The organism is Phaeacidiphilus oryzae TH49 (genome assembly GCF_000744815.1).
Classification (GTDB): domain Bacteria; phylum Actinomycetota; class Actinomycetes; order Streptomycetales; family Streptomycetaceae; genus Phaeacidiphilus; species Phaeacidiphilus oryzae.
Genome location: NZ_JQMQ01000005.1, coordinates 4,452,952 through 4,477,145, shown reverse-complemented (window position 1 = coordinate 4,477,145; position 24,194 = coordinate 4,452,952). Strand labels below are relative to the sequence as shown.

At 74.4% G+C, this 24,194-nt stretch carries 24 protein-coding genes; 16 read left to right on the top strand and 8 right to left on the bottom strand.

The genetic code is table 11. From position 1 onward, the window contains the following. Positions 1 to 105: 105 nt before the first annotated feature. Both BS73_RS23665 and BS73_RS23660 read right to left on the bottom strand, forming a co-directional pair. Entirely contained in the window at positions 106 to 1,335 is a 1,230-nt protein-coding gene (locus BS73_RS23665; protein ID WP_051941529.1) for an adenylate/guanylate cyclase domain-containing protein, read from the bottom strand. 216 nt (positions 1,336 to 1,551) lie between these two features. Further along, on the bottom strand, positions 1,552 to 2,406 hold the full coding sequence (locus BS73_RS23660) for a biotin--[acetyl-CoA-carboxylase] ligase (RefSeq protein ID WP_037575641.1): 855 nt from the start codon (positions 2,404 to 2,406) through the stop codon (positions 1,552 to 1,554). 115 nt (positions 2,407 to 2,521) lie between these two features. Here BS73_RS23660 and BS73_RS23655 point away from each other — a divergent pair, with 115 nt between their 5' ends. The 4 genes from BS73_RS23655 to BS73_RS23645 all read left to right on the top strand — a co-directional run bounded on the left by BS73_RS23655 (position 2,522) and on the right by BS73_RS23645 (position 4,409). Further along, complete coding sequence (locus tag BS73_RS23655; RefSeq protein ID WP_037575638.1) at positions 2,522 to 2,734, top strand: acyl-CoA carboxylase subunit epsilon; 213 nt, start codon at positions 2,522 to 2,524, stop codon at positions 2,732 to 2,734. A gap of 73 nt (positions 2,735 to 2,807) precedes the next feature. Further along, positions 2,808 to 2,939, top strand: a complete 132-nt coding sequence (gene mmpB / locus BS73_RS40460) for a morphogenic membrane protein MmpB (RefSeq protein ID WP_265736875.1) — start codon at positions 2,808 to 2,810, stop codon at positions 2,937 to 2,939. A gap of 48 nt (positions 2,940 to 2,987) precedes the next feature. After that, on the top strand, positions 2,988 to 3,602 hold the full coding sequence (locus BS73_RS23650; protein ID WP_037575635.1) for a nucleoside triphosphate pyrophosphatase: 615 nt from the start codon (positions 2,988 to 2,990) through the stop codon (positions 3,600 to 3,602). Positions 3,603 to 3,653: 51 nt separating this feature from the next. Continuing rightward, positions 3,654 to 4,409 carry a hypothetical protein gene (locus BS73_RS23645; protein WP_051940362.1) on the top strand — a complete coding sequence of 252 codons (756 nt, stop codon included), beginning with the start codon at positions 3,654 to 3,656 and terminating at the stop codon, positions 4,407 to 4,409. Positions 4,410 to 4,458: 49 nt separating this feature from the next. Here the strand turns inward: BS73_RS23645 and BS73_RS23640 are convergent, their stop codons facing one another. Next, a complete protein-coding gene (locus tag BS73_RS23640) occupies positions 4,459 to 4,911 on the bottom strand; it encodes a hypothetical protein (RefSeq protein ID WP_051940360.1) in 453 nt (150 codons plus the stop codon). A gap of 278 nt (positions 4,912 to 5,189) precedes the next feature. Here BS73_RS23640 and BS73_RS23635 point away from each other — a divergent pair, with 278 nt between their 5' ends. Beyond that, positions 5,190 to 6,971 carry an acetyl/propionyl/methylcrotonyl-CoA carboxylase subunit alpha gene (locus BS73_RS23635; protein ID WP_037575631.1) on the top strand — a complete coding sequence of 594 codons (1,782 nt, stop codon included), beginning with the start codon at positions 5,190 to 5,192 and terminating at the stop codon, positions 6,969 to 6,971. Between the two features lie 193 nt (positions 6,972 to 7,164). On the opposite strand, the gene BS73_RS23630 is transcribed toward BS73_RS23635, so the two are convergent. After that, positions 7,165 to 8,100 carry a DeoR/GlpR family DNA-binding transcription regulator gene (locus tag BS73_RS23630; RefSeq protein ID WP_037575627.1) on the bottom strand — a complete coding sequence of 312 codons (936 nt, stop codon included), beginning with the start codon at positions 8,098 to 8,100 and terminating at the stop codon, positions 7,165 to 7,167. Between the two features lie 232 nt (positions 8,101 to 8,332). Beyond that, positions 8,333 to 9,775, bottom strand: a complete 1,443-nt coding sequence (locus tag BS73_RS23625) for an NAD(P)H-quinone dehydrogenase (protein WP_037575624.1) — start codon at positions 9,773 to 9,775, stop codon at positions 8,333 to 8,335. Positions 9,776 to 9,842: 67 nt separating this feature from the next. Here BS73_RS23625 and BS73_RS23620 point away from each other — a divergent pair, with 67 nt between their 5' ends. The 3 genes from BS73_RS23620 to BS73_RS23610 all read left to right on the top strand — a co-directional run bounded on the left by BS73_RS23620 (position 9,843) and on the right by BS73_RS23610 (position 13,196). Next, the gene (locus BS73_RS23620; RefSeq protein ID WP_037575621.1) at positions 9,843 to 10,286 is read left to right on the top strand and encodes a gamma-glutamylcyclotransferase; all 444 of its coding nucleotides are present in this window, start codon (positions 9,843 to 9,845) and stop codon (positions 10,284 to 10,286) included. A gap of 46 nt (positions 10,287 to 10,332) precedes the next feature. Continuing rightward, positions 10,333 to 11,142, top strand: a complete 810-nt coding sequence (locus tag BS73_RS23615; RefSeq protein ID WP_037575619.1) for a purine-nucleoside phosphorylase — start codon at positions 10,333 to 10,335, stop codon at positions 11,140 to 11,142. Between the two features lie 275 nt (positions 11,143 to 11,417). Then, entirely contained in the window at positions 11,418 to 13,196 is a 1,779-nt protein-coding gene (locus tag BS73_RS23610) for a phospho-sugar mutase (protein ID WP_037575617.1), read from the top strand. Between the two features lie 121 nt (positions 13,197 to 13,317). Here the strand turns inward: BS73_RS23610 and BS73_RS23605 are convergent, their stop codons facing one another. Then, complete coding sequence (locus BS73_RS23605; protein ID WP_037575615.1) at positions 13,318 to 14,034, bottom strand: PH domain-containing protein; 717 nt, start codon at positions 14,032 to 14,034, stop codon at positions 13,318 to 13,320. 74 nt (positions 14,035 to 14,108) lie between these two features. Between BS73_RS23605 and deoC the strand changes: the two genes are divergently transcribed. From deoC to BS73_RS23585, 4 genes are read left to right on the top strand one after another with little or no spacing between them, the layout of a single operon-like run. After that, the gene (deoC, locus tag BS73_RS23600; protein WP_037580788.1) at positions 14,109 to 15,068 is read left to right on the top strand and encodes a deoxyribose-phosphate aldolase; all 960 of its coding nucleotides are present in this window, start codon (positions 14,109 to 14,111) and stop codon (positions 15,066 to 15,068) included. A gap of 10 nt (positions 15,069 to 15,078) precedes the next feature. After that, positions 15,079 to 16,524, top strand: coding sequence for an aldehyde dehydrogenase family protein (locus BS73_RS23595; protein ID WP_235215504.1), 1,446 nt, complete (start codon positions 15,079 to 15,081; stop codon positions 16,522 to 16,524). Further along, a complete protein-coding gene (locus BS73_RS23590) occupies positions 16,517 to 17,407 on the top strand; it encodes an aldehyde dehydrogenase family protein (protein ID WP_037575611.1) in 891 nt (296 codons plus the stop codon). Before BS73_RS23595 ends, BS73_RS23590 begins: the two co-directional genes overlap by 8 nt. A gap of 39 nt (positions 17,408 to 17,446) precedes the next feature. Then, complete coding sequence (locus BS73_RS23585; protein WP_037575609.1) at positions 17,447 to 18,487, top strand: ketopantoate reductase family protein; 1,041 nt, start codon at positions 17,447 to 17,449, stop codon at positions 18,485 to 18,487. Between the two features lie 138 nt (positions 18,488 to 18,625). Here BS73_RS23585 and BS73_RS23580 read toward each other — a convergent pair whose 3' ends face one another. Continuing rightward, the gene (locus BS73_RS23580) at positions 18,626 to 19,438 is read right to left on the bottom strand and encodes a SigE family RNA polymerase sigma factor (RefSeq protein WP_084704299.1); all 813 of its coding nucleotides are present in this window, start codon (positions 19,436 to 19,438) and stop codon (positions 18,626 to 18,628) included. 231 nt (positions 19,439 to 19,669) lie between these two features. On the opposite strand from BS73_RS23580, the gene BS73_RS23575 reads away from it, so the two are divergent. The 4 genes from BS73_RS23575 (at position 19,670) to BS73_RS23560 (ending at position 23,169) form a co-directional block, all read left to right on the top strand. Continuing rightward, positions 19,670 to 20,347 (top strand): response regulator transcription factor, encoded by a 678-nt coding sequence (locus BS73_RS23575; protein WP_200886724.1) that lies wholly within the window; start codon positions 19,670 to 19,672, stop codon positions 20,345 to 20,347. Positions 20,348 to 20,413: 66 nt separating this feature from the next. Next, the gene (locus tag BS73_RS23570; protein WP_063837056.1) at positions 20,414 to 21,967 is read left to right on the top strand and encodes an ATP-binding protein; all 1,554 of its coding nucleotides are present in this window, start codon (positions 20,414 to 20,416) and stop codon (positions 21,965 to 21,967) included. Continuing rightward, positions 21,964 to 22,470, top strand: coding sequence for a hypothetical protein (locus tag BS73_RS34980; RefSeq protein WP_152617698.1), 507 nt, complete (start codon positions 21,964 to 21,966; stop codon positions 22,468 to 22,470). The genes BS73_RS23570 and BS73_RS34980 overlap by 4 nt, the downstream gene beginning before the upstream one ends. Before the next feature lie 63 nt (positions 22,471 to 22,533). Further along, positions 22,534 to 23,169 (top strand): VanZ family protein, encoded by a 636-nt coding sequence (locus tag BS73_RS23560; protein ID WP_152617697.1) that lies wholly within the window; start codon positions 22,534 to 22,536, stop codon positions 23,167 to 23,169. Positions 23,170 to 23,188: 19 nt separating this feature from the next. Here BS73_RS23560 and BS73_RS23555 read toward each other — a convergent pair whose 3' ends face one another. Then, positions 23,189 to 24,163 (bottom strand): LysR family transcriptional regulator, encoded by a 975-nt coding sequence (locus BS73_RS23555; protein WP_407675044.1) that lies wholly within the window; start codon positions 24,161 to 24,163, stop codon positions 23,189 to 23,191. Positions 24,164 to 24,194: the final 31 nt, after the last annotated feature.

Genomic DNA, 24,194 nt, shown 5'->3' with positions numbered 1-24,194 from the left:
TCTGCCCGCACGCCGGAAATCTTAGGGAGCAACCGGCCGATATGCCCCTTTTGAACGACTACGGCGGGTCATCATCGTCCCCGACCCCGCCCTCGCGGGCCCGGTTCAGCCCCGGCGGGTCAGCAGCCAGGGCTCGACCAGGCCCAGCCCCCGCACCGGGCGCCGCCACATCGGCTGCAGCTGGTAGGGGTACGGGCCGGGGGCCGGCGCGTCCGACTCCGCCGCCGAGGCCCGCTCCTCCGCGGAGACGCCGACCGAGGCCACCGCCGACAGTGCGTCCACCGCCCCGGGCGGCGGCCCGCCGTGCGCCTCCGCCTGCTCCGGCGAGTCCAGCGGCGGCGCCGCGCCCTCGCGCCGCAGGGCCGTCGCGAACTCCTCGGCGACCAGCACGGCGTCCTTGGGGGCGATCGAGGTCAGCCGGCTGGCCAGGTTGACGGTGGTGCCGAAGACGTCGCCCATCCGGGTGGTGACGGTGCCGAAGGCCATCCCGACCCGCAGCGCCGGCATCGCGTCATCCTTGCTGAGCGTCTCCACCAGGGAGAGCGCGACGTCGGCCGCCGTGGCCGCGTCCTCGGAGACGAACAGCACCTCGTCGCCGAGGGTCTTGACCAGCCGGCCGCCGAGCCCGGCGACCACGTCCGCGCAGGTGGTCTCGAAGGACTCGACCAGCTCGCCGAGCTCCTCCTCCTCCAGCCGCCGGGAGAGCCGGGTGAAGCCGACGAGGTCGGCGAAGCCGACCGCCAGCCGGCCGCTCTGCATCTCGTCGTCGTCCGAGGCGTTGACCACCCGGCCGGTCACCGCCGCCAGCTGCCGCCGCCAGACGTAGACCAGGAACTGCTCCAGCTCCGGCAGCAGCAGCTCGACCAGGGGGTACGCGATGTCCGCGCGGGAGAGGCCGGGCTCGGCGGCGTCGGTGAGGTTCTCCAGCACCGAGTCGATCTGCCATTCGGCGAGCCGCGCGGTGGTCTGCCCGGTGGAGCGGGCGACCTGGACCGCCATCGACTCGCTCAGCAGGCCCGCCTCGACCAGACCGGCCAGCCGCCGGAGGGCGATCACGTCGGCGTCGGTGAAGGCCTTGGACTGGCCGATGTCGGCGAAGCCCATCGCCCGCCAGAACCTGGTGGCCAGCTCCATCGGGACGCCGGCCGCGCGGGCGGTCTGGAACGGGGTGTACTTCCGCTCGGAGTCGAGGATCAGCTGTTCGAGCCGTGCGGCGACCTGGTCCTGGGGCGGCTCGTCGTCCTCGGACTCACCGTCCTCCGGCTCGCCGGGCTCATCGCGGCCCGCGGGGCCCGCCGCGCGCTCCCCGCTCTCTCCGGGAGGCCCGGTCCGCACCCGGTGCTCAGCGATCTCGGCGAGCTCGATGTCGTCGTTCGCACCGCTTTCATCGTTCCCTGCCACCAGATCCGTCCTCGCGCGCTCCCTGCGTGTGCGGGCACCACCGGCATGTCCCCGAAGTGGCCTCGCTCACACCGGTGTCCTGAGGAATAGTCGCACGGAATCACCCGTTCCGGGTGGCCGCCCCCCTGAGAGACCGTGCTCAGCTGATCATCACACTGGGCGCACATGCACCACGTCTCCTGCGCCGACCGCCTCCTCGGCACCGTCCCCGGCGCGCACCACCAGGCGTCCGTCGTCGTCCACCGACACCGCCTCGCCCCGGAGTTCGCGATCGCCGGGCAGCTCCACCCGGACCGTCCGGCCGATGGTCGCGCACCGTTCGAGGTAGGCCTCGCGCAGCCCGGAGCCGTCCGGATCGCCGCCGGCCTCCTCCCAGGCGCGATAGCGGTCCGCGAACTCCCGCAGCACCATCCGCACCAGGGTGTCCCGGTCGAGGTGGGCCGAGCCGGCCAGCTTCAGCGAACCGGCCGTCGGCACCGGCAGCTCCTCGGCGGTGAGCGAGACGTTGACGCCGACCCCGATCACCACCCCGTCCCCTTCCTCGGAGGCAGGCCCGCCGGAGACCGCCTCGGCGAGGATCCCGCCGAGCTTCCGCTCCTCCCCGCCGACGGGCACCAGCAGGTCGTTCGGCCACTTCAGCCGGACGTCCAGCTCGGCGGCCCGGCTCAGCGCCCCGGCCGCGGCCACCCCGGTGAGCAGCGGGAGCCAGCCCCAGCGGGTCAGCGGCGCGGTGGGGCGCAGCAGGAACGAGCAGTGGATGCCGGAGCGCGGCGGCGCCGCCCAGGCGCGGTCCAGCCGTCCGCGCCCCGCCGTCTGCTCGTCCGCCAGCAGGACCGCGCCGGCGGGGGCGCCGGAGCGGGCCTGGGCGGCCAGGTCGGTGTTGGTGGAGCCGGTGCGGGGCAGAACCGTCAGCGCGGACCAGAGTCCGCCCTCCCGCACCAGCGCCCGGCGCAGGGCCGCCTCGCGGAGCGGGGGCCGTTCCAGATCAGTCCACGAGGAGCTCATGCCGGCCACCCTATCGCCGGGCCGAAACCCCCGGCGGGATGTGGCGACCCACACATGTACCCCCTGCTCAGGAGGTGGCATACGCTACGCCTGACCCCCCTTCAGGAGGCAGATCATGACGCCCATCAAGGTCCTGCACGGCCGGCCCACCCCGGAGGAGATCGCCGCGGTGATCGCCGTGGTCTCCGCCCGCGCCAACGCCGCCGCGAGCACGCCGAGCGACGAGTCGGGTGCCGCGTCCGTCTGGTCCGACCACGCCCGGGCGCTCGCCCGCCGGGCGATGCCGCAGCCGGGCCGGGCCGCCTGGCGCACCTCCGCCTGGGCCTAGCCGAGAAGGCTGAGTACCCGATTGAGTACGGGTACTCAGGCGCGGCGGAGGACGGCCCGGCACCCTCGGAGGTGTGCTGTGGTCGGATCCCGCCGATGAGCCGTCGGCCGAGGAGCGCCGCGCCGCGGCGATGCTCCGTCGTGCCGCGGTGTGCATCACCGTGTGCGCGGTCCTCGTGCTGCTCGTCATCGCGAGCGGTGGGTGATCCCGGGACCGGCGGGTTGACGCCGGACCCGCCAGTACGCTGATCGCCATGACCGACACCATCCGCCGCACCCTGGTCCTCGCCTCCGCCTCGCCCGCCCGGCTCGGGCTGCTGCGCCAGGCAGGACTGGACCCCCGGGTGGAGGTGAGCGGCGTGGACGAGGACGCCCTCTCCGCCCCCACCCCCGGTGAACTCGCCCAGATCCTGGCCGAGGCCAAGGCCGAGGCGGTGGCCTCGCTGCAGGCCGAACCCACCCTGGTGATCGGCTGCGACTCGGTGCTCGACCTGGACGGCGAGGCGCTGGGCAAGCCCGGCCAGCCGGCCGAGGCGCTGCGCCGGTGGCAGTCCATGCGCGGGCGGGAGGGCGTGCTGCGCACCGGGCACTGCGTGATCGACACCGCCACCGGCGGGCGCGCGGGGGCGACCGCCTCCACCACCGTCCGCTTCGGCAGCCCCACCGACGAGGAGATCGCCGCCTACGTCGCCTCCGGCGAGCCGCTGAACGTGGCCGGGGCGTTCACCCTGGACGGCAGGTCCGCCCCGTTCATCGACGGCATCGACGGCGACCCGGGGAACGTCATCGGCCTCTCCCTGCCGCTGCTCCGCGGCCTGCTGGCGAAGCTGGGCGTGCGGATCACCGACCTTTGGGCGCCCGCCTCCTGACGCCGCGTCACCCGTCCCGGGCGGACGGCCCCCGCCGGTAGGCTGCTCCGTATGGGGGACAGCGTGCTCAACGTCGTGCTCGGCGTGGTGTCCAGCGCGGTCAGCGCGGCGCTCGCCTGGACGGTGCAGAGGGGGCTGCTGCGGCGGCGGCTGGAGCGCAAGCGCGCCTTCTTCGGCCTGCGCGCGGACAGTGGCTGCACGACGGTGCTGCCCCGGCACATGAGCGGGACCGAGGTCAGCGTCAACCGCCGGGACGTGCTGGCGGTGATGGAACTGGCCGCGCTGATCCGCGAGTGCGGCGCCCGGGCCGACGTGGTCGGCCACGACCAGGTCACCCAGGGGCTGGGCGGGCGCACCGAGTTCTGCGTCGGCGGTCCGGCCGCCAACAACCGCACGGCGGCCCATCTGCGCTGGAAGCTGCCCGGGGTCCGGATGGAACGCGGCCTCGAGGTCGGCGGACGCGAGTATCTGCGGAGCGACGAGGCCGAGTACGCCCTGCTGGCCCGGATCACCGCCGGCGAGGGCGGCCGGCCGACCTTCCTGGTCTGCGGGCAGAGCGCGATCGCCAACCTGGCGGCCGCCCGCTGGCTCTCGGCCCAGTACCGGCGGCTCGCCCACCGCTACGGCACCGAGGGGACGTTCTGTCTGCTGCTGAAGGTCGTCCAGCCGAGCGCCTACGGCGCCGACGTCGTGGAGCTGCTGGGCGACGTCACGCGGGAGGCGACCGCTCGGCCGCCGGCCGCGAAGCCGGGAAGGCAGGCCCCGGAGCCGGGGCCGGAGCAGCGGTCCGCCAGCGCCGCGCCGTGATCCCCCGGCGCCCCTGGTGTCTCCGGCACCGGTCGGCGGTGGGCCGGGGTCAGGCCGCCGGGGTGGGGCTGTGCGGCGCGTCCGCCGGCGGGGCCGGATAGTCGCGGAGGAGCAGGAAGGCCGCGACGAAGAGCGCGAGCAGCAGCAGGAGGACGAGGAAGACGCCGACGCCCATCAGCGCCAGCAGCGCCGCCGCCAGCACCCCGTCCACCACGCAGGCGATCAGCAGCAGCACCCGGGTCGGCGTCCCCGCCGTCGCGTCGCGCGCGGCGGCCAGCGCGACCAGCACCCCGGTCACCACGAAGACGACCGCCAGGGCGCCCTGGCCGATCCAGGCCGCGATCGCCATCAGGTGCGGATCGAACCCGCCGAAGGACATCCTCTGCTGGTTCACGGCCACGCCGAGGACGAGGCCGACCAGGCCGAGCACCAGGCCCACGACGATCAGCAGCACCGCCGCGGTCGCCAGGACCGCCTTGCGGGACAGTACGAGTCTTCGCACCGGGCACACCCCCTTGACAGCCCGAACTTACTGAATAGTAGTCAACTCCTCAAGGGGGTCGGACCACCGTACGCGCTGCCGACGTGGTGAATGCCACGCCCCGGCCCCCGGCGGCTCCGGTACGCCGTGCGGGACCCGGCGTAGCGTGGGCCGGGGACGGGCGGACCACGGCCCCTCAGCGCCGCGCTCCAGCCGCGCGCGACCGCGCCTCCAGGACCTGACTCGGCAGTATCGGGTGGTTGTCCCTAAACTCGCCTAGGTTCAAGAAGGGAGCCAAAGTGCGCAAGGTGCTGATCGCCAACCGCGGGGAGATCGCGGTCCGGGTCGCGAGGGCGTGCCGGGATGCCGGGATCGCCTCCGTGGCGGTGTATGCCGAGCCGGACCGGGACGCGGTACACGTCCGGGCCGCCGACGAGGCCTACGCGCTGGGCGGCGACACCCCCGCCACCAGCTACCTGGACATGGACAAGGTCCTGGCCGCGGCCGCCGAGTCGGGCGCGGACGCCGTCCACCCCGGCTACGGCTTCCTGTCGGAGAACGCCGAGTTCGCCCAGCGGGTCCTGGACGCGGGCCTGACCTGGATCGGCCCCCCGCCCTCGGCCATCCGCGACCTGGGCGACAAGGTCGCCGCCCGGCACATCGCCCAGCGCGCCGGCGCCCCCCTGGTCGCCGGCACCCCCGACCCGGTCGCGGGCGCGGAGGAGGTGGTCGCCTTCGCCCGCGAACACGGCCTGCCCATCGCCATCAAGGCCGCGTTCGGCGGCGGCGGGCGCGGCCTGAAGGTGGCCCGCACCCTGGAGGAGATCCCCGAACTGTTCGACTCCGCGGTACGCGAGGCCATCGCCGCCTTCGGCCGCGGCGAGTGCTTCGTGGAGCGCTACCTGGACAAGCCCCGGCACGTGGAGACCCAGTGCCTGGCCGACACCCACGGCAACGTCGTGGTCGTCTCCACCCGCGACTGCTCCCTGCAGCGCCGCCACCAAAAACTCGTCGAGGAGGCCCCCGCCCCCTTCCTGACCCAGGCCCAGACCACCGAGCTCTACCGCGCCTCCAAGGCCATCCTGAAGGAGGCCGGCTACGTCGGCGCCGGCACCTGCGAGTTCCTCATCGGCCAGGACGGCACCGTCTCCTTCCTGGAGGTCAACACCCGCCTCCAGGTCGAACACCCGGTCACCGAGGAGGTCGCCGGCATCGACCTGGTCCGGGAGATGTTCCGCATCGCCGACGGCGAACCCCTGGGCTACGACGACCCGCAACTGCGCGGCCACTCCTTCGAGTTCCGCATCAACGGCGAGGACCCCGGCCGCGGCTTCCTGCCCGCCCCCGGCACCGTCACCGCCTGGAACCCGCCCAGCGGCCCCGGGGTGCGCCTGGACGCCGGGGTCGAGGCCGGCTCCGTGATCGGACCGGCCTGGGACTCCCTGCTGGCCAAGCTCATCGTCACCGGCGCCACCCGCCGACAGGCCCTCCAGCGCGCCGCCCGCGCCCTGGCCGAGTTCCAGGTCGAGGGGATGGCCACCGCCCTGCCCTTCCACCGCGCCGTGGTCGTCGATCCCGCCTTCGCCCCCGAACTGACCGGCTCCACCCAGCCCTTCACCGTCCACACCCGCTGGATGGAGACCGAGTTCGACAACACCATCCCGCCCTTCACCCCGGCCCCGGCCGGCGAGGGCGAGGAGCCGAGCGGACGCGAGACGGTGGTCGTCGAGGTCGGCGGCAAGCGGATCGAGGTGTCGGTGCCGGCCTCGCTGGGGATGTCGCTGGCGCGCACGGCCGCGGCCGGCGGGGCCCGGCAGGTCAAGCGGCGTTCCGGCGGTTCGCGCAAGGCCGGCTCGGCGGTCTCCGGTGACACCCTGGCCTCCCCCATGCAGGGCACCGTGGTCAAGGTCGCCGTCGAGGAGGGGCAGAGCGTCAACGAGGGCGAGCTGATCATCGTCCTGGAGGCGATGAAGATGGAACAGCCCATCAACGCCCACAAGTCCGGCACCATCGGCGAACTGAAGGCGCAGATCGGCTCCACGCTGACCTCCGGCGCGCCGATCTGCGACATCCAGGACTGACGACCCGGCACCGCGGCGCCCGGCCCGCCACGTCGCCGCAGACGGCAGCGGCGGCCGGGGCGCCGCCCGGGTGCCGTTGCCGCATGCGGCGCCGTGGACGGCCGGGCGAGCGGTTCCCCGCGCCCCTGAAGCGGCCCTGCGGGTCGGGCCTGCGGCCCTCCTTTCGGGCGCGCGGACGCAGCAGCCACCGCGGCTACCGCTTAGCGGTGCGATGCGCGCCCATCTCCGCCAGGCGCGGTGGGTGGAGGGGCCCGCCGCCGGGGTGGCGGCGCTGGCCGGGCAGGGGGGTGGGCGCCGCGGCGCCCTGCACGGGCGGCTGTGTCGCGGGCGACTGCTGCGGATGCGCGGCGGTGACCGTTCCGCCGCCGCCCACCGGGCCGTTGCCGACGGGGGCCAGCGTGACCTGGACTCCGCGGTCGGCCAGGGCGTCCAACTCGCGTTCGATGCGGTCGGCCGCCGTCGCGCCCTCGTCCGTCACGAGATGGGTGATCGCCTCGCTCGGGACGGTCTGGAACATGGTGTCGGTGCCGATCTTGGTGTGGTCCGCGAGGACCACCACCTCCCCGGCCGCCTGCACCAGCGCCCGGTCCACGCTCGCGGAGAGCATGTTGCTGGTGGACAGCCCGCGTTCGGCGGTCAGCCCGCTGCCGGAGACGAACGCCCGGGCCACCCGCAGCCCCTGCAGGGACTGCTCGGCGCCGCTGCCGACCAGCGCGTAGTTGGAGCCGCGCAGGGTGCCCCCGGTCATCACCACCTCGACCCGGTTGGCATGCGCCAGCGCCTGCGCGACCAGGAGGGAGTTGGTGACGACGGTGAGCCCCGGCACCCGGGCCAGCCGGCGGGCCAGCTCCTGGGTGGTGGTGCCGGCGCCCACCACGATCGCGTCGCCCTCCTGCACCAGGGAGGCGGCGATGTCGGCGATGGCGCTCTTCTCGGCCGCGCAGAGATGGGTCTTCTGCGGATAGCCGGGTTCTCGGGCCAGGCCGCCGGGGAGGACCGCGCCCCCATGCCGGCGGTCGAGGAGGCCTTCTGCTTCCAGGGCGCGGACGTCGCGCCGTACGGTCACTTCGGAGGTCTGGACGACACGGGCGAGCTCACGGAGCGACACCGCGCCGTTCGCCCGCACCATTTCGAGGATCAATTGGCGACGTTCTGCTGCGAACACGAAACAGACGGTAACCTGCGTGACCGTCTGCTTTCAGGGGATTGGACCCGCTGGTCGAAGTTGTCCACGCAAAGCCGGGGTGTGACCGTACAATGCGCGCCCCGATGCGACTCCGCGCGACCCGCGCGCCCCCCGGCCCGCTCCCCCGGGGCCGTTTACCGCAGGCCGCGCGGGGTGTGACGAAGCGTCAGGGCGCTCAGGCCTCCGCGCGGCGGCGGCTGTGCAGCTGGCGGGCGGCCTCGGCGATCGAACCGGACACGGACGGATAGACCGTGAACGCGTTGGCGACCTGTTCCACCGTCAGATTGTTGTCCACCGCGAGCGAGATCGAGTGGATCAGCTCGCTGGCGCGCGGGGCGACCACCACGCCGCCGACCACGATGCCGGTGCCCGGGCGGCAGAAGAGCTTGACGAAGCCGTCCCGTACGCCCTGCATCTTGGCCCGGGCGTTGCCCCGCAGCGGCAGCTTGACCTCGACCGCGTCCATCTTGCCGCAGGCCACGTCGCCCTGGGTGTAGCCGACGGTGGCGATCTCCGGGTCGGTGAAGACGTTGGAGGCCACCGTCTTGAGGTTGAGCGGGGCCACCGCGTCGCCCAGCGCGTGGTACATCGCGATCCGGCCCTGCATGGCGGCCACCGAGGCCAGCGGCAGCACCCCGGTCACGTCGCCGGCCGCGTAGACGCCGGGGGCGGAGGTGCGGGAGACCCGGTCGGTCTTGATGTGGCCGGAGTCCTTGAGGACCACCCCGGCCTCCTCCAGGCCCAGCCCGGCGGAGTTGGGGATCGAGCCGACGGCCATCAGCACATGCGAACCGGTGAGCACCCGGCCGTCGTTCAGGGTCACCTCGACCTTGTCGCCGACCCGGCGCGCGGACTGGGCGCGGGAGCGGGACATCACGTTCATCCCGCGGCGGCGGAAGACGTCCTCCAGCACGGCCGCGGCGTCCTGGTCCTCACCGGGGAGCACCCGGTCGCGCGAGGAGACCAGGGTGACCTTGGAGCCGAGCGCCTGGTAGGCGCCGGCGAACTCGGCGCCGGTGACGCCGGAGCCGACCACGATCAGCTCGGCCGGCAGCTCGTCCAGGTCGTAGACCTGGGTCCAGGTGAGGATCCGCTCGCCGTCCGGCACCGCCTCGGGCAGCTCGCGCGGGTGCGAGCCGGTGGCCAGCAGCACGGTGTCGGCGGTCAGCCGCTCGGTGCCGCCGTCCGGGAGGTCGACGATCACGGTGCGGGAGCCGTCCTGGGCCTGCCGGCCCTCCAGGCGCCCGGCGCCGCGCAGCACCCGCACCCCGGCGCGGGTGACGGACTGGTTGATGTCGTGCGACTGGGCCACCGCGAGGCGCTTCACCCGGCGGTTGACCTTGCCCAGGTCCACGCCGGTGACCCGGCCGCCGTCCGCGGGCGAGTCGGCGCCGTCGATGCGGATGCCCAGCTCCTCGTGCGAGGTGTCGAAGCTGGTCATCACCTCGGCGGTGGCGATGAGGGTCTTGGAGGGGACGCAGTCGGTCAGCACCGACGCTCCGCCGAGACCGTCGCGGTCGACGACGGTCACCTCCGCGCCGAGCTGCGCGCCCACCAGCGCCGCCTCGTAGCCGCCAGGTCCGCCACCGATGATCACGATCCGAGTCACGTACTTCATTCTCCCGTACGCCGGCACCTCCGCACGACGCGGGGTGACGTGAGATGCGTCCCGATACGCTGACGCCATGTCGCTCTACGCCGCGTACGCCACGAATCTCGACGCGCGTCAGATGCTCGGCCGCGCGCCCCACTCGCCGCTCCGGTGCACCGGGTGGCTGACCGGCTGGCGGCTGACCTTCGGCGGCGAGCACCTGGGCTGGGAGGGCTCGCTGGCGACCCTGGTGGAGTCCGAGACCGGCTTCGACCAGGTCTTCGTCGCCCTCTACGACGTGCCCGAGCGGGACGAGCCGGCGCTGGACCGGTGGGAGGGCCGGTCGCTCGGGCTCTACCGGAAGATGCGGGTGCGGGCCTCCACCCTGGAGGGCGACCTCCCGGCCTGGACCTACGTCCTCGACGACTACGAGGGCGGGCTCCCCTCGGCCCGGTACCTGGGCCTGATCGCCGACGCGGCGGAGTCGGCCGGGGCGCCCCACGACTACGTCATGGAGCTGCGGAAGCGCCCGTGCTGAGCGCGGACCGCGCCGGAGTCTTCTACGCGCGTATAAACTCGCGCGGGTGAGCGATCAGCAGGAGCAGGACCCCTATCGGCTGGCCGAGCGCGCCGGGGAGGCGCTGCGCGCCCGGACCGGGGTCGAGGCGCACGACCTCGCGCTGGTCCTCGGCTCCGGCTGGGCGCCGGCCGCGGACGCCCTCGGCGTGCCCGACCACGACTTCCCGGTCACCGAACTCCCCGGCTTCGCCGCCCCGCGCGCCGAGGGCCACGCGGGGCGGGTCCGCTCGCTGCGCGTCGGCGGCCGGCGGGCGCTGGTCTTCCTCGGCCGCACCCACTACTACGAGGGGAACGGCCCGGCCGCCGTCGTCCACGGGGTGCGGACCGCGGTGGCGGCCGGCTGCCGGGCGGTGATCCTCACCAACGGCTGCGGCGGCCTCCGCCCCGAGCACTCCCCCGGCCAGCCGGTGCTGATCAGCGACCACCTCAACCTGACCGCGGCCTCGCCGCTGGTCGGCGCCCGCTTCGTGGATCTGACCGACCTCTACTCGCAGCGCCTGCGTGACCTCTGCCGGGAGATCGACCCCGGCCTCACCGAAGGGGTCTACGCCCAGCTCACCGGCCCCCACTACGAGACGCCCGCGGAGATCCGGATGCTCCGGACGCTCGGCGCCGACCTGGTCGGGATGTCCACCGCGCTGGAGGCGATCGCGGCCCGCGAGGCCGGCGCCGAGGTGCTGGGCATCTCACTGGTCACCAACCTCGCGGCAGGGATGACCGGCGAGCCGCTGGACCACGCCGAGGTGCTGGCGGCCGGCCGGGCCTCGGCGGCCAGGATGGGCGAGCTGCTGGCCAAGGTCCTGCCACGGACCTGAGGGGGCGTCAGGACGGCCCCCGGGGCTGCCGGGGGCCGCGGTGACCGCAGGGGCCGGCGGGGCCGGCGGGGCCGGCGGGGTCGGCGGGGTAGGCGGGGAATCGAAGACGGCCGAATTATCGCTTGTGAGGACGGCTTGCGGGCGCGCTCGGCGGGAAGTCCGTCAGCAGGACCGCCGTGGCTGCGATGATCCTCCCCAAGCTCTCCGAACTGCTCGAGCAGGGGACACCCCCCAGCACCCCCTTGAGACGGCCGACGAAAAGGACGAGGGAAGCGATGGCGCCCACTCATCCCACCGATCTCTTCGCGCGCGCCCGGGCCTGGCTCGACGACGACCCCGACCCCGCCACCCGGGCCGAACTCTCCGAACTGCTGGCCCGCGCGGAGTGCGACGACTCGGGCGAGGGCCCCGGCTCCGAGGGCTGCGCCCGGGCCTGGTCCGAGCTGGCCCGGCGGTTCGCCGAGCCGCTGCGCTTCGGCACGGCGGGGCTGCGCGGGGCGCTCGGCGCCGGCCCCAACCGGATGAACCGGGCCGTGGTCATCCGCACCACCGCCGGGCTGGCCGAGTTCCTGAAGGGCCGTCAGGACGGCGGCGGGGAACCGCCGCTGGTGGTGGTCGGGCACGACGCCCGGCACCGCTCGGAGGACTTCGCGCGGGACGCCGTCGCCGTGCTGACCGGGGCCGGCCTGCGGGCCGCGCTGCTGCCGGGGCCGCTGCCGACCCCGGTGCTCGCCTTCGCCGTCCGGTCGCTGGACGCGGCCGCCGGGATCGCCGTCACGGCCAGCCACAACCCGGCTCAGGACAACGGGTACAAGGTCTTCCTCGGCGGCCCGGAGGACGGCGGCTCGCAGCTGGTGCCGCCGGCCGAGGCGGAGATCTCCGAGCGGATCGAGGCGGTCGATGCGGTCGGCGCGGTGCCGCGGGCCGAGAGCGGCTGGCAGGTGCTGGACGACTCGATCGTCGAGGCCTACCTGGACCGCTCGGCCTCCGTCGTCGACCAGGGCTCGCCGCGCGACCTCGCGGTCGTCTACACGCCGCTGCACGGCGTCGGGCGGCGCACCCTGCAGGCCGCCTTCAAACGGGCCGGCTTCCCGCCGCCGACGGTCGTCACCGAACAGGGTGAACCGGATCCGGACTTCCCGACCGTCCCCTTCCCCAATCCGGAGGAGCCGGGCGCGATGGCGCTGGCCTTCCGCACCGCGTCGGCGATCGGGCCCGACCTGGTGCTGGCCAACGACCCGGACGCGGACCGCTGCGCGGTCGCCGTGCCCGACCACTCCGGCGAGGGCCCGGACGGGTGGCGGATGCTCACCGGGGACGAGGTCGGCGCGCTGATCGCCGCGCACCTGGTGCACCGGCGGGCGCAGGGGACCTTCGCCACCACCCTGGTCTCCTCCTCGGTGCTGCGCCGGATCGCGGACGCCGCGGGCCTGCCGTACACGGAGACCCTGACCGGCTTCAAGTGGCTGACCAGGGTCCCGGGGCTGCGCTACGCCTACGAGGAGGCGCTCGGCTACTGCGTCGACCCGGACGGGGTGCGGGACAAGGACGGGATCACCGCGGCCCTGCTGATCTGCGAACTCGCGGCCGAGCTGAAGGAGTCCGGACGGACGCTGCAGGACCTGCTGGACGACCTCGCGCTGGCGTACGGGCTGCACGCCACCGAGCAGGTGTCGGTGCGGGTCGGCGAGCCGAAGCGGATCGCGGACGCGATGGCCCGGCTGCGGGAGGCCCCGCCGGAGCAGCTGGCGGGCCTGCGGGTGGACTCCGCGGAAGACCTCTCGGCCGGGGTCGACGGCCTGCCGCCGACGGAGGGGCTGCGGTACCGGCTCGCGGGCGCGGAGGGCGGCGGCGCGGCGGTGGAGCGGGCGCGGGTGGTCGTCCGCCCGTCCGGGACGGAGCCGAAGCTGAAGTGCTATCTGGAGGTGGTGCTGCCGGTGCCGTCCAGCGCGGAGCTGACCGCCGTGCGGGCGGCGGCGCGCTGCCGGCTGGCGGCCCTGGGTCGCGAGATCACCCAGGCCGCAGGCCTGGAGCCGGCGAGGACGAGGGCGTAGGGGCCGCCGCCGCGCCGCTTCCGGCGACGGAGTCCGCGCCGCGACCCGGCGGCCGGATACCGGGTGCGGCACCGCAGTGGCCGGCCGCGCGGTTCCCCGCCTGCGGCGCGGTGACCGGGGGCTAGCCGGCCAGGAGGACGATCAGAGCGATCAAGCCGATCAGCATGGGGGCGATCAGCGCCCAGGTCCAGGTCGCCCGCGCCGGCGCCGGCGCCGCGTCGCCGCTCCCCGCGCGCGCCGCCTCGGCCCGCTCCCGCAGCTCGGAGACGACCCGGTCCGACCATGCGACGGTCGGGTCGGCGCGGTCCGCGCCCTCCTGCGCCCGCAGCGCGCCGCGCAACCCGGGCCCGCCGATCGGGTGCGCCGCGTCCGACGCCCGCCGGCGCCCGCCGCCGAAGAGGCCGGAGACCGGTGCGTACGGGTCGCCGCCGGCCGCCGCACGGGCCGCCCGGACGTTCGCCTTCTTGCGCTGCCGCAGCGACACCGGGATCGCCCAGACCTGGTACTTCTTGCCGCCGGTCAGCATCTCCACGGAGTAGCCGGACCGGAAGTCGTCCACCGCCGCCCACGGCACGGTGACGGTCCGCAGCGGATTGCGGACCACCAGGCGCTCCTCGTTGTAGCGGACGGACGGCCACAGGGTCCACGCGATCACCCCGGGGACCACCAGGACCAGCGCGGCCAGCGCGATGAAGACGTCCCGCCCGCTGCCGCCGAGCATCGCGTCGATCCCGAGCCACAGGGCGAGCGCGATCAGCAGCACTCCGGCGACCGCGCCGGGCTTGGAGCGGTGGACCCGGTCGGCGTACGCGGGTTCGGCGGGGGCAGAGTCGTTCATGGTGAACGATTCTGCCTCACCTTCCCGGAATGCGGACATCCTGCTACGCGCGTAGATATGCTCAGCTTGTGCCCATGCCCCAGTTGCCCGACCAGGCTTCCCTGGCTGCCGCCGCGACCGGATCCGACGCGGCGCTGCGTGCCTTCCTCCACGGTCTGCCCGGTGTCGACGCGGTCGGGCTGGCCGCCCGGGCGGACGCCCTCGGCAGCCGGTCGATCAAGACCACGGCCAAGGCGTTCGCGATCGATCTGGCGATCTCCGTGATCGACCTCACCACCCTGGAGGGCGCGGACACCCCCGGCAAGGTCCGCTCGCTGTGCGCCAAGGCGCTGCGCCCCGACCCCTCCGATCCGTCGGCCCCCCGGGTCGCCGCGGTCTGCGTCTACCCCGACCTGGTGGGGGTGGCGAAGGAGGCGCTGGCCGGGTCCCCGGTCGAGGTGGCCTCGGTGGCCACCGCCTTCCCCTCCGGGCGGGCCGCATCCCCGGTGCGGCTGGCGGACGCCCGGGACGCGGTCGCCGCCGGGGCGGACGAGGTGGACATGGTGATCGACCGGGGGGCGTTCCTCTCCGGGCGGTACGGAGCGGTGCTGGAGTCCGTCCGGGAGGTGAAGGAGGTCTGCGGGGAGGCGGCCAGGCTCAAGGTCATCCTGGAGACCGGCGAGCTGGCCACCGGGGACAACATCCGGCGGGCGGCCTGGCTGGCGATGCTCGGCGGGGCCGACTTCGTGAAGACCTCGACCGGCAAGGTCGCGGTGAACGCCACCCCGGCCACCGCCCTGCTGCTGCTGGAGGCGGTGCGGGACTACCGGCTGGCGACCGGCGCGCAGGTCGGGGTGAAGGCCGCCGGAGGCATCCGGACCAGCAAGGACGCGCTGAAGTACCTGGTGCTGGTGAACGAGACGGCGGGGCCGGAGTGGCTGTCGTCGGAGTGGTTCAGGCTCGGGGCGTCCAGCCTGCTCAACGATCTGCTGATGCAGCGTCAGAAGCTGCGCAGCGGGCACTATTCGGGTGCCGACTACGTCACCGTGGACTAGGAGGGGAGCCGTGGAAGACGCGTTGTTCCAGTACGCGCCGGCGCCGGAGGACCGGGCGGCGGCCGGGGAGCTCGACTCCTCCTACGGGCACTTCGTCAACGGCGAGTTCGTGGAGCCGGCCGGCGGCGAGGCGCTGAAGACCGTGGACCCGGCCACCGGGCAGGTGCTCGCCGAGTTCGCGCAGGGCGACGAGCGGGACGTGGACCGGGCGGTGCGGGCGGCCCGGATCGCCTTCGGGCGGTGGTCGGGGCTGCCGGGCTCGGAACGGGCCAAGTACCTCTTCCGGATCGCCCGGCTGGTGCAGGAGCGCTCGCGCGAGCTGGCCGTGCTGGAGTCGATCGACAACGGCAAGCCGATCCGGGAGACCAGGGACGTCGACCTGCCGCTGGTGGCCGCGCACTTCTTCTACTACGCGGGGTGGGCGGACAAGCTGGCCTTCGCGGGCTGGGGTCCTGATCCCCGGCCGCTGGGCGTCGCGGCCCAGGTCATCCCGTGGAACTTCCCGCTGCTGATGCTCGCCTGGAAGGTGGCCCCGGCCCTGGCCTGCGGCAACACGGTGGTGCTCAAGCCGGCCGAGACCACCCCGCTGACCGCCCTGCGGTTCGCGGACATCTGCCGGCAGGCGGGGCTGCCCGAAGGGGTGGTCAACATCGTCACCGGGGACGGGCGCACCGGGGCCGCCCTGGTCGGGCACGACGGGGTGGACAAGGTGGCGTTCACCGGGTCGACCGCCGTCGGGCGGGAGATCGCCCGGACGCTCGCCGGCACCGGGCGGCGGCTGACGCTGGAGCTCGGCGGCAAGGCGGCCAACATCGTCTTCGACGACGCCCCGATCGACCAGGCGGTGGAGGGCGTCGTCCAGGGCATCTACTTCAACCAGGGCCAGGTCTGCTGTGCGGGGTCGCGGCTGCTCGTCCAGGAGTCGGTCGAGGAGGAGTTCCTGACCGCGCTGCGGCGGCGGATGGAACTGCTCCGGGTCGGCGACCCGCTGGACAAGAACACCGACGTCGGGGCGATCAACTCGGCCGAACAGCTGGCCAGGATCGGTGAGTTGGCGGAGGCCGGCGAGGCGGAGGGCGCCCGGCGGTGGTCCCCGAGCGGCTGCCGGCTGCCGGAGACCGGGTACTGGTTCGCGCCGACCCTCTTCACCGGGGTCAGCCAGGCGCACCGGATCGCCCGCGAGGAGATCTTCGGCCCGGTGCTCTCCGTGCTGACCTTCCGGACCCCGGAGGAGGCGGTGGCCAAGGCCAACAACACCCCGTACGGGCTGTCGGCGGGGGTGTGGACGGAGAAGGGGTCGCGGATGCTGTGGATGGCGCGGCGGCTGCGGGCCGGGGTGGTGTGGTCCAACACCTTCAACCGGTTCGACCCGGCGTCGCCGTTCGGCGGATACGGGGAGTCGGGATACGGGCGCGAGGGCGGGCGGCACGGTCTGGAGGCATACCTCGATGTCTGATCAGCAGCAGGCGCAGCAGGCGCGGCTCGGCGTGCCGAAGACCTACAAGCTCTTCGTCGGCGGGCGGTTCCCCCGGTCGGAGAGCGGGCGGGTGTACGAGGTGGCGGAGGCGAAGACGGGCTCCTGGCTGGCGAACGCGCCCCGCGGGACCAGGAAGGACGCCCGGGACGCGGTGGCCGCGGCGCGCGGGGCGTTCCCGGGCTGGTCCGCGGCGACGGCCTACAATCGGGGCCAAGTGCTGTACCGGGTGGCCGAGTTGCTCCAGGGGCGGCGGGAGCAGTTCGCCGACGAGGTGGCCGCGGCCGAGGGGCTGACCGCGCGCCGGGCGGCCCAGCAGGTGGATGCGGCGATCGACCGGTGGGTCTGGTACGCGGGGTGGACCGACAAGATCGCGCAGGTCGCGGGGTCGGCGAATCCGGTCGCCGGGCCGTACTTCAACCTCTCGGCTCCGGAGCCGGTGGGCGTGGTGGGGGTGGTCGCCCCGCAGGCGGACGGCGGGAGCGGGCACGCGCTGCTGGGGCTGGTGTCCGTGCTGGCGCCGGTGCTGGCGGCCGGCAACACGGCCGTGGTGCTGCTGAGTTCGGCGGCGCCGCTGCCGGGGCTGAGCCTCGGGGAGGTGCTGGCCACCTCGGATGTGCCCGCGGGCGTGGTGAATCTCCTGTCGGCGGAGCGGGTGGCGGACGTGGCGCCGACGCTGGCCTCGCATGCGGACGTGAACGCGCTGGCGCTGCCCGGGCGGGACGCGGAGCTGGAGGCGGCCGCGGCGGAGACGCTGAAGCGGGTCTTCGCCGGCTCGGAGGACTGGTCGGCGACGCCGAACGGCACCCGCCGCCTCCTCGCCTTCTGCGAGACCAAGACGGTGTGGCACCCGGTCGGCAGCTAGGGCAGCGCCGGGGGCGTGGGCTGTAGCAAGCTGCTCCCTATGCGATACATCATTGTTGGGGCCGGTGCCGTGGGCGGGTCCATAGGCGGGCGGCTGGCGCAGAGCTCGCGGGAGGTCGTCCTCGTCGCGCGCGGCGCCCACGCCGAGGCGCTGCGCGCGCGGGGACTGAGGTTGAGTACGCCGGACGGGACCCGGACCCACCGGCTGCCGGTGGCCGCCGGCCCGGAGGAGGTCTCGCTCCGCGCGGACGACGTACTGGTGCTGGCGGTCAAGACGCAGGACGCGGTGGCCGCGCTGGACGCCTGGGCGCCCCGCCCGGTGGAGGGCGGGGGCATCGCCGCCGACACGCTGCCGCTGGTCTGCGCGCAGAACGGGGTGGCCGCCGAGCGGCTGGCGCTGCGCCGCTTCGCCCGGGTGTACGCGATGTGCGTCTGGCTGCCGGCGACCTTCCTGGAGCCGGGCTTCGTCGCCGCCGAGGGGACCCCGCTGACCGGCATCCTCCATCTGGGCCGCTACGGCGGGGCGGACGGCGGGGACGGCGGGGACGCCGCCGACGCCACGGCCAAGGCGATCTCCGCCGACCTGGAGTCGGCGCACTTCCTGGCCCCGGTCAGCGCCACGCCGATGCGCTGGAAGTACGCCAAGCTGCTGAGCAATCTGGCCAATGCGGCGGAGGCCGCCTTCGGCCCCAAGCGGCTGAACGAGGAGGGCACCGCCCGCCGGCTGGTCGAGGAGGCGCGCGCCGAGGCCAAGGCGGTACTGGCCGCGGCCGGGATCGACTACGCGTCCTCCGAGGAGGAACGGGAGGTCCGCGGCGAGCGGGTGAACTTCGGCAAGGTGGAGGGCCCGGTGCGGGGCGGTGGCTCGTCCTGGCAGAGCCTCGCCCGGGGGACCGGGTCGATCGAGGCGGACTACCTGAACGGTGAGATCGTCCTCCTCGGCCGGCTCCACGGGGTGCCGACGCCGGTGAACGAGGCCCTTCGGCAGGCCGCCAACGCCCTTGCCCGGGAGGGCGGTTCGGCCGAGAGCCTGGATCCGGAGGCGGTCGCCGCGCAGGCGGAGGCGCTGCGCCGGCGGTGACCGCGCGCGAGGGCCCGGTGCCACCCCCCGCGGCACCGGGCCCTTCGCTCCCCCGGGTTTCCCCGTTCCCCCTGCTTCCCCGTTCCCCCGTGTCCCCCCGCCGTCGCCTGCCGCCCCCCGGCGGCTGTCACGCCGTCGTCAGGCGACCAGTTCACCGAAGGCCGCGCCCAGGTCGCCGCCCTGGGAGAGGCTCTCGTCCTCGCGCAGCCGGCGCAGCGCGCGCCAGATGGAGCTCTTGACCGTGCCGACGCTGATGTCCAGGATCTCCGCGATCTCCGGGTCGGTCCGGCCCTCGTAGTAGCGGAGCACCAGCATCGTGCGCTGGTTCTCCGGCAGCTTCGCCAGCGCCTGCCACAGCACCGCGCGCAGCTCGGTGCCGCCCATGGCGTCGGCGTCGGCGGAGCTCGGCGACTCCGGCATCTCCTCGGTGGGGTACTCGTTGACCTTGCGCCGGCGCCAGGCCGAGATGTGGAGGTTGGTCATGGTCCGCCGCATGTAACCGCCGACCGCGGCCTTGTCGGTGATCCGGCCCCACGCCCGGTAGGTGGAGAACAGCGCGCTCTGCAGCAGGTCCTCGGCCTCGTAGCGGTCGCCGGTCAGGTGGTAGGCGGTGGCGTACAGGGAGGCGCGCCGCTCGCGCACATACGCGGTGAAGTCGTCCTCCGCGCCCGGCACGGGCTCCCCCGGCGCGCCTCCCTGTACTCCGACCTCGGGCCTGGTCGCGGTGGCCGCTGCGTCCCCCGGACGGCCTCCGCGCCTGCCCTCCCCGGCACCCCCCGGGATCTCGGTGGCGCGTCCCCCGACCTCCCGCGCCGGCAGGTGGAGCGCCCGCAGCGAAAGGGTCGTGGTGTTGCCGGACTGCCCGGAGTCGACGTTGCGGCAAGAACGCGCGGCCGGCCGGCGAACCGTGTGCAGTGTTCGCGCGTCCCTAACCTCGACGGCTGCGTTCATTGTTGCCCCCCACGAAGGTCGAACCGGGTGGTCGCTCAAGCAGCTCCGGCTGCTTGGTGAAGAGCTTGCCCGGCCGGCGTCATGGCGCTGTCCGTCGATTGTCACAGGCGTGTCACAAGGGATCGGTCCGGCGGTTCGGTCACCGGATCCGGCCGCGGGGGAACCGCGTACCGGACGGAGATCGCGGGGGGCACTCGAACTCACGGGGGGTGGCAGGGCAGAATGACCGGCGTGCCGTTCCTACTGCTCATCGAGGACGACGACGCCATCCGAACCGGCCTCGAACTCGCCCTGTCCCGGCAGGGCCACCGCGTGGTGGCCGCTGCCACGGGCGAGGACGGCCTGAAGCTGTGGAAGGAGCAGCGTCCCGACCTGATCGTGCTGGACGTGATGCTGCCCGGGATCGACGGCTTCGAGGTCTGCCGGCGGATCCGTCGTACCGACCAGCTGCCGATCATCCTCCTCACCGCCCGCTCGGACGACATCGACGTGGTGGTCGGTCTGGAGTCGGGGGCGGACGACTACGTCGTCAAGCCCGTCCAGCCGCGGGTGCTGGACGCCCGGATCCGCGCGGTGCTCCGCCGCGGCGAGCGGGAGAGCACCGACTCCGCGGTCTACGGCGGCGTGGTCATCGACCGCAGCGCGATGACCGTCACCAAGAACGGCGAGGACCTCCAGCTCACCCCCACCGAGCTGCGGCTGCTGCTCGAACTGAGCCGCCGCCCGGGCCAGGCGCTCTCCCGCCAGCAGCTGCTGCGGCTGGTCTGGGAGCACGACTACCTGGGCGACTCGCGGCTGGTCGACGCCTGTGTGCAGCGGCTGCGCGCCAAGGTGGAGGACGTGCCGTCGTCGCCGACGCTGATCCGCACGGTGCGCGGAGTGGGGTACCGTCTCGATCCGCCGCAGTAGTCGGTACGGCGGTACGAGCGAAGCGAGGGCGGGCGGTCGGTGGTGCGGTCAGGGGCGGCGGGAGCGGTGCGCAGGCTTCGGCTGAGCTCGCTGCGGATCCGCCTGATCGCCGTCTTCGTGCTGGTCGCCCTGGTCGCCGCGGTCTCCGCCTCCGGCATCGCGTACTGGCTGAACCGGGACGCGGTGCTCAAGCGCACCCAGGACGCGGCCCTCACCGACTTCCGGGCCTCGCTCTCGCGCGACGCCAACGCCCTTCCGCTGAAGCCGAGTTGCGCGCAGCTGCAGTCCGCGGCCGACTCGATGGCGAACAGCGGGCTGCAGTACGCGGTGCTGCTGAAGGACGGGTCCTGCACGGTGAGCAGCGCCCCGGACTTCACCACCGCCGTGATCCCGGCCCGGCTGCGGGAGAAGGTCGAGCAGCCCAGCGAGGCGCCGACCCGCCCGGACCACTGGCAGTACCACCTCTTCTGGCAGCGGATCACGCTCAGCGGCCATCCGTACCTGGTGAGCGGGACGGCGGTGGTGCCCGCCGGCACCGGGCCGACCGGCTACATGCTCAAGTCGCTGGACGACGAGCGCAAGGACCTGGACTCGCTGGCCTGGTCGCTGGGCACGGCCACGCTGCTGGCGCTGATCGCGGCGGCGCTGCTCGCCCAGGCCGCGTCGGCGACCGTCCTCCGCCCGGTGCAGCGGCTCAGCCGGGCCGCGCAGCAGCTGGGTCAGGGCCATCTGGAGACCCGACTCCAGGTCAGCGGCGCGGACGAGCTCGCCGAGCTCACCGAGACCTTCAACGACGCGGCGGCCGCCCTCCAGCAGCGGGTGGAGGAGCTGAGCGCCCGCGAGCAGTCCTCCCGCCGGTTCGTCGCCGACATGTCGCACGAACTGCGGACCCCGCTGACCGCGATGACCGCGGTGACCGACATCCTGGAGGACGAGGCGGACGCCCTCGACCCGATGATCGAACCGGCCGTGCGGCTGGTGGTCAACGAGACCCGGCGACTCTCCGACCTGGTGGAGAACCTCATGGAGGTGACCCGCTTCGACGCCGGCACGGCCCGGCTGGTCGCGGACGACGTGGACGTCGCCGACCTGATCATCGCCTGCATCGACACCCGGGCCTGGGTGGACGCGGTCGAGGTGGACGCCCCGCGCGGGATCGTCGCCCGGGTGGACCCCCGGCGGGTGGACGTCATCCTGGCCAACCTGATCGGCAACGCGCTGAAGCACGGCGGCTCGCCGGTGCGGGTGCGGGTGTGGACCGAGCCGAGCGCCGGGGACGGCGGGGACCGGCTGCCGCGCGAGGAGCGGACGCTGGTGGTGGAGGTGGCGGACTCCGGGCCGGGCATTCCGGAGGACGTCCTGCCGCATGTCTTCGACCGCTTCTACAAGGCGGACGCCTCCCGTCGGCGTTCCGAGGGCAGCGGGCTCGGCCTCTCCATCGCCATGGAGAACGCCCGGATCCACGGCGGCGGCCTGGAGGCGCGGAACGCGCCCGGGGCCGAGGCCGGGGCCGTCTTCACGCTGCGGATGCCGCTGGCGCCGCGGCCGGAGGAGACCGACGAGGGCGAGGACGGCGTCGGCGGCGCCGGCGACACGGGTGGCGGAGGCGGTCGGTCATGAGGCGACGTCGACGGCCGGGGCGGTCCGTCCGCGGGCGGGTCTGCGGTGCACTGCTGGCCGCGGGGGCCCTCGCGGGGCTGGCCGGGTGCGGGATCCAGCCGACGCCCGCGCCGGTGTACGCCGGGGAGCCGGCGCTGCGCACGGCGTGCCCGCCGACCGGGGCGGCCGCCTCGCAGCTGAGCGAGCCGGCCTCGTCGGGTGCGGCCGCTCCGCAGGCCTCCGGATCGGGTTCCGGTTCGGACGCGGACGCGGGTGCGGACTCCGACGCGCGGTGGCTGTCGGCTTCCGCGGCGGCGTCGGCCGCCTCGGCGGCGGCCTCCGGTGCGCGGTCGGCGGCCGCGGCGGCGCAGGTCGCGCACGGTGTGGCGGCCGGCACGCCGAGCCCGATGACGACGGAGCCGCCGACCGCCGAGCCGTCCCCGCCGCCGAGCGCCTCGGCCTCGCCGCTGCCGACCGAGCCTCCTTCCGCGACCCCGTCCTGCCTTCAGACGAGCGGTCGGTGAACTCCCGGAACCGGCGGACGCGTCCCTCGCGTCCTTCCCGGCGTGCGACAAGGAGGCGCCGGCGTGCGGACCGGTAGCGCCCGGCCCCCGGAGCAGGGGCGGCGCAGTGACACGGAAGCGCGACACCCGCGCCGCCCGCGGACCGAGCGGTCCCCCTACCCGGAGCCACGCGTCCATCTGCCGGTCCGGGTGGCCGGGCTGGTGCTGCTCGCCGCGGACCTCGCACTGGTCCTCTGGCTGGTGCTGCGGTCGACTCCGACCGAGTGGATGCTCGACGCCAACTTCACGCCGTTCGCCACCGTCCGGGCCGAGCTGGCCGGCGGCACCCTCGCGGGGTATCAGGAGGTCGCACGCGGCCTGCTGACGCTGGCGCCGGTCGGGATCCTCCTCCCGATGGCCGGGGGGCGCCCGTACGCCTCGACCCTCGGCTCCTTTCTGCGGACCAGCGGGGCGGGGCTGCTGCTGGCCACGGCGGTCGAGGTGGTGCAGACGGCGGTCGGCGGGAAGGTGCTGAACGTCGACGACGTGATTCTGGGCGTGCTGGGGCTGATGCTGGCCCATGTCGCCGTGGTGCCGGCGGGGCGGGCGGCGGTGCGGCGACGTCTCGAGTCGCGCGCGGTGCCGGCGCCTGCGGTGGCGCCCGAGGTTCCTCCCGCGCCCCGGACGGCGAGCGCGGCGACGCCGACGACGTCGGCCTAGTTCCCTCCCGGGGCACGGCTCAGCCGTGGAGGGGCAGGTGGCCTGCCCGGGAGAGGACGTAGTCGCGGAACGCGGCCGCAGGCGCCGACGGGCGGCGCCCCGCCGGCCAGGCCAGGCCGATCTCCCGGACCGCCCTGCCGCCGGTCACCCGGAGCTCCACCACCCCCGCGCGCGGAGCGCCGCTCGGCGGCAGCAGGGCGACCCCGAAACCGGCGGCGACCAGGCCGCGGAGGGTCTCGGTCTCCTCCCCCTCGAAGGCGATGCGCGGCTCGAAGCCGGCCTCCGCGCAGAGGGCGTCGGTGATCCTGCGCAGCCCGTAGCCGGGCTCCAGGGCGATGAAGGGGTCCTCGGCGACCTCGGCCAGCCGGACCCGCTGCCGGCCCGCCTCGGCCAGCCGGTGCCCGGCCGGGACGCAGAGGTCCAGCCGCTGCACACCGAGGTGGCGGGCGGTGAGGTCCGGCATCCGCTCGCGGTCCGGCAGCGGGGAGACCAGGCACAGGTCGAGCTCGCCGGAGCGCAGCCGGTCCAGCATCCGCCCGGCGTAGTCCTGGACGAGTTGGAAGCGCACTCCGGGCGCGGCGGCACGGAAACCGCGCAGCAGTTCGGGGACGGTCTCCGAGCCCATCGTGTGGAGGAAGCCGAAGGCCACCCGGCCGGTGCCGGGCGCCGACTCGGCGCGCACCTCGTCGGCGCCCCGGGCGAGCTGGCCGAGCGCCCGCTCGACGGCGTCCAGGAAGACCCGGCCGAGGCGGGTCAGCCGGACCGTGCGGCCCTCGCGGGCCAGCAGTTCGACGCCGAGCTCGGATTCCAGACGGGCGATGGACCGGCTGAGGGTCGGCTGCGGCATGGCCAGGTCGGCGGCGGCCCGGGTCACATGCTCGCGTCGGGCGACCGCGGCGAACTGCACCAGCCGGGGTGCGAGGAAGCCGATCGGCGCCTCCGGATCGAGGTCGAGGTCCGGGTCGAGCGGCTCTGGGCTGGGATCATGCGTCACAGCATCGATTATCTACCGTTCATGCATTGGA

Coding starts and splice junctions, on each gene's coding strand:
- BS73_RS23660 (WP_037575641.1), bottom strand. CDS start 2,406: ATGAGCTCCTCGTGGACTGATCTGGAACGGCCCCCGCTCCGCGAGGCG.
- BS73_RS23655 (WP_037575638.1), top strand. CDS start 2,522: ATGACGCCCATCAAGGTCCTGCACGGCCGGCCCACCCCGGAGGAGATC.
- BS73_RS23650 (WP_037575635.1), top strand. CDS start 2,988: ATGACCGACACCATCCGCCGCACCCTGGTCCTCGCCTCCGCCTCGCCC.
- BS73_RS23645 (WP_051940362.1), top strand. CDS start 3,654: ATGGGGGACAGCGTGCTCAACGTCGTGCTCGGCGTGGTGTCCAGCGCG.
- BS73_RS23630 (WP_037575627.1), bottom strand. CDS start 8,100: ATGGTGCGGGCGAACGGCGCGGTGTCGCTCCGTGAGCTCGCCCGTGTC.
- BS73_RS23625 (WP_037575624.1), bottom strand. CDS start 9,775: ATGAAGTACGTGACTCGGATCGTGATCATCGGTGGCGGACCTGGCGGC.
- BS73_RS23620 (WP_037575621.1), top strand. CDS start 9,843: ATGTCGCTCTACGCCGCGTACGCCACGAATCTCGACGCGCGTCAGATG.
- BS73_RS23610 (WP_037575617.1), top strand. CDS start 11,418: ATGGCGCCCACTCATCCCACCGATCTCTTCGCGCGCGCCCGGGCCTGG.
- BS73_RS23605 (WP_037575615.1), bottom strand. CDS start 14,034: ATGAACGACTCTGCCCCCGCCGAACCCGCGTACGCCGACCGGGTCCAC.
- deoC (WP_037580788.1), top strand. CDS start 14,109: ATGCCCCAGTTGCCCGACCAGGCTTCCCTGGCTGCCGCCGCGACCGGA.
- BS73_RS23590 (WP_037575611.1), top strand. CDS start 16,517: ATGTCTGATCAGCAGCAGGCGCAGCAGGCGCGGCTCGGCGTGCCGAAG.
- BS73_RS23585 (WP_037575609.1), top strand. CDS start 17,447: ATGCGATACATCATTGTTGGGGCCGGTGCCGTGGGCGGGTCCATAGGC.
- BS73_RS23580 (WP_084704299.1), bottom strand. CDS start 19,438: ATGAACGCAGCCGTCGAGGTTAGGGACGCGCGAACACTGCACACGGTT.
- BS73_RS34980 (WP_152617698.1), top strand. CDS start 21,964: ATGAGGCGACGTCGACGGCCGGGGCGGTCCGTCCGCGGGCGGGTCTGC.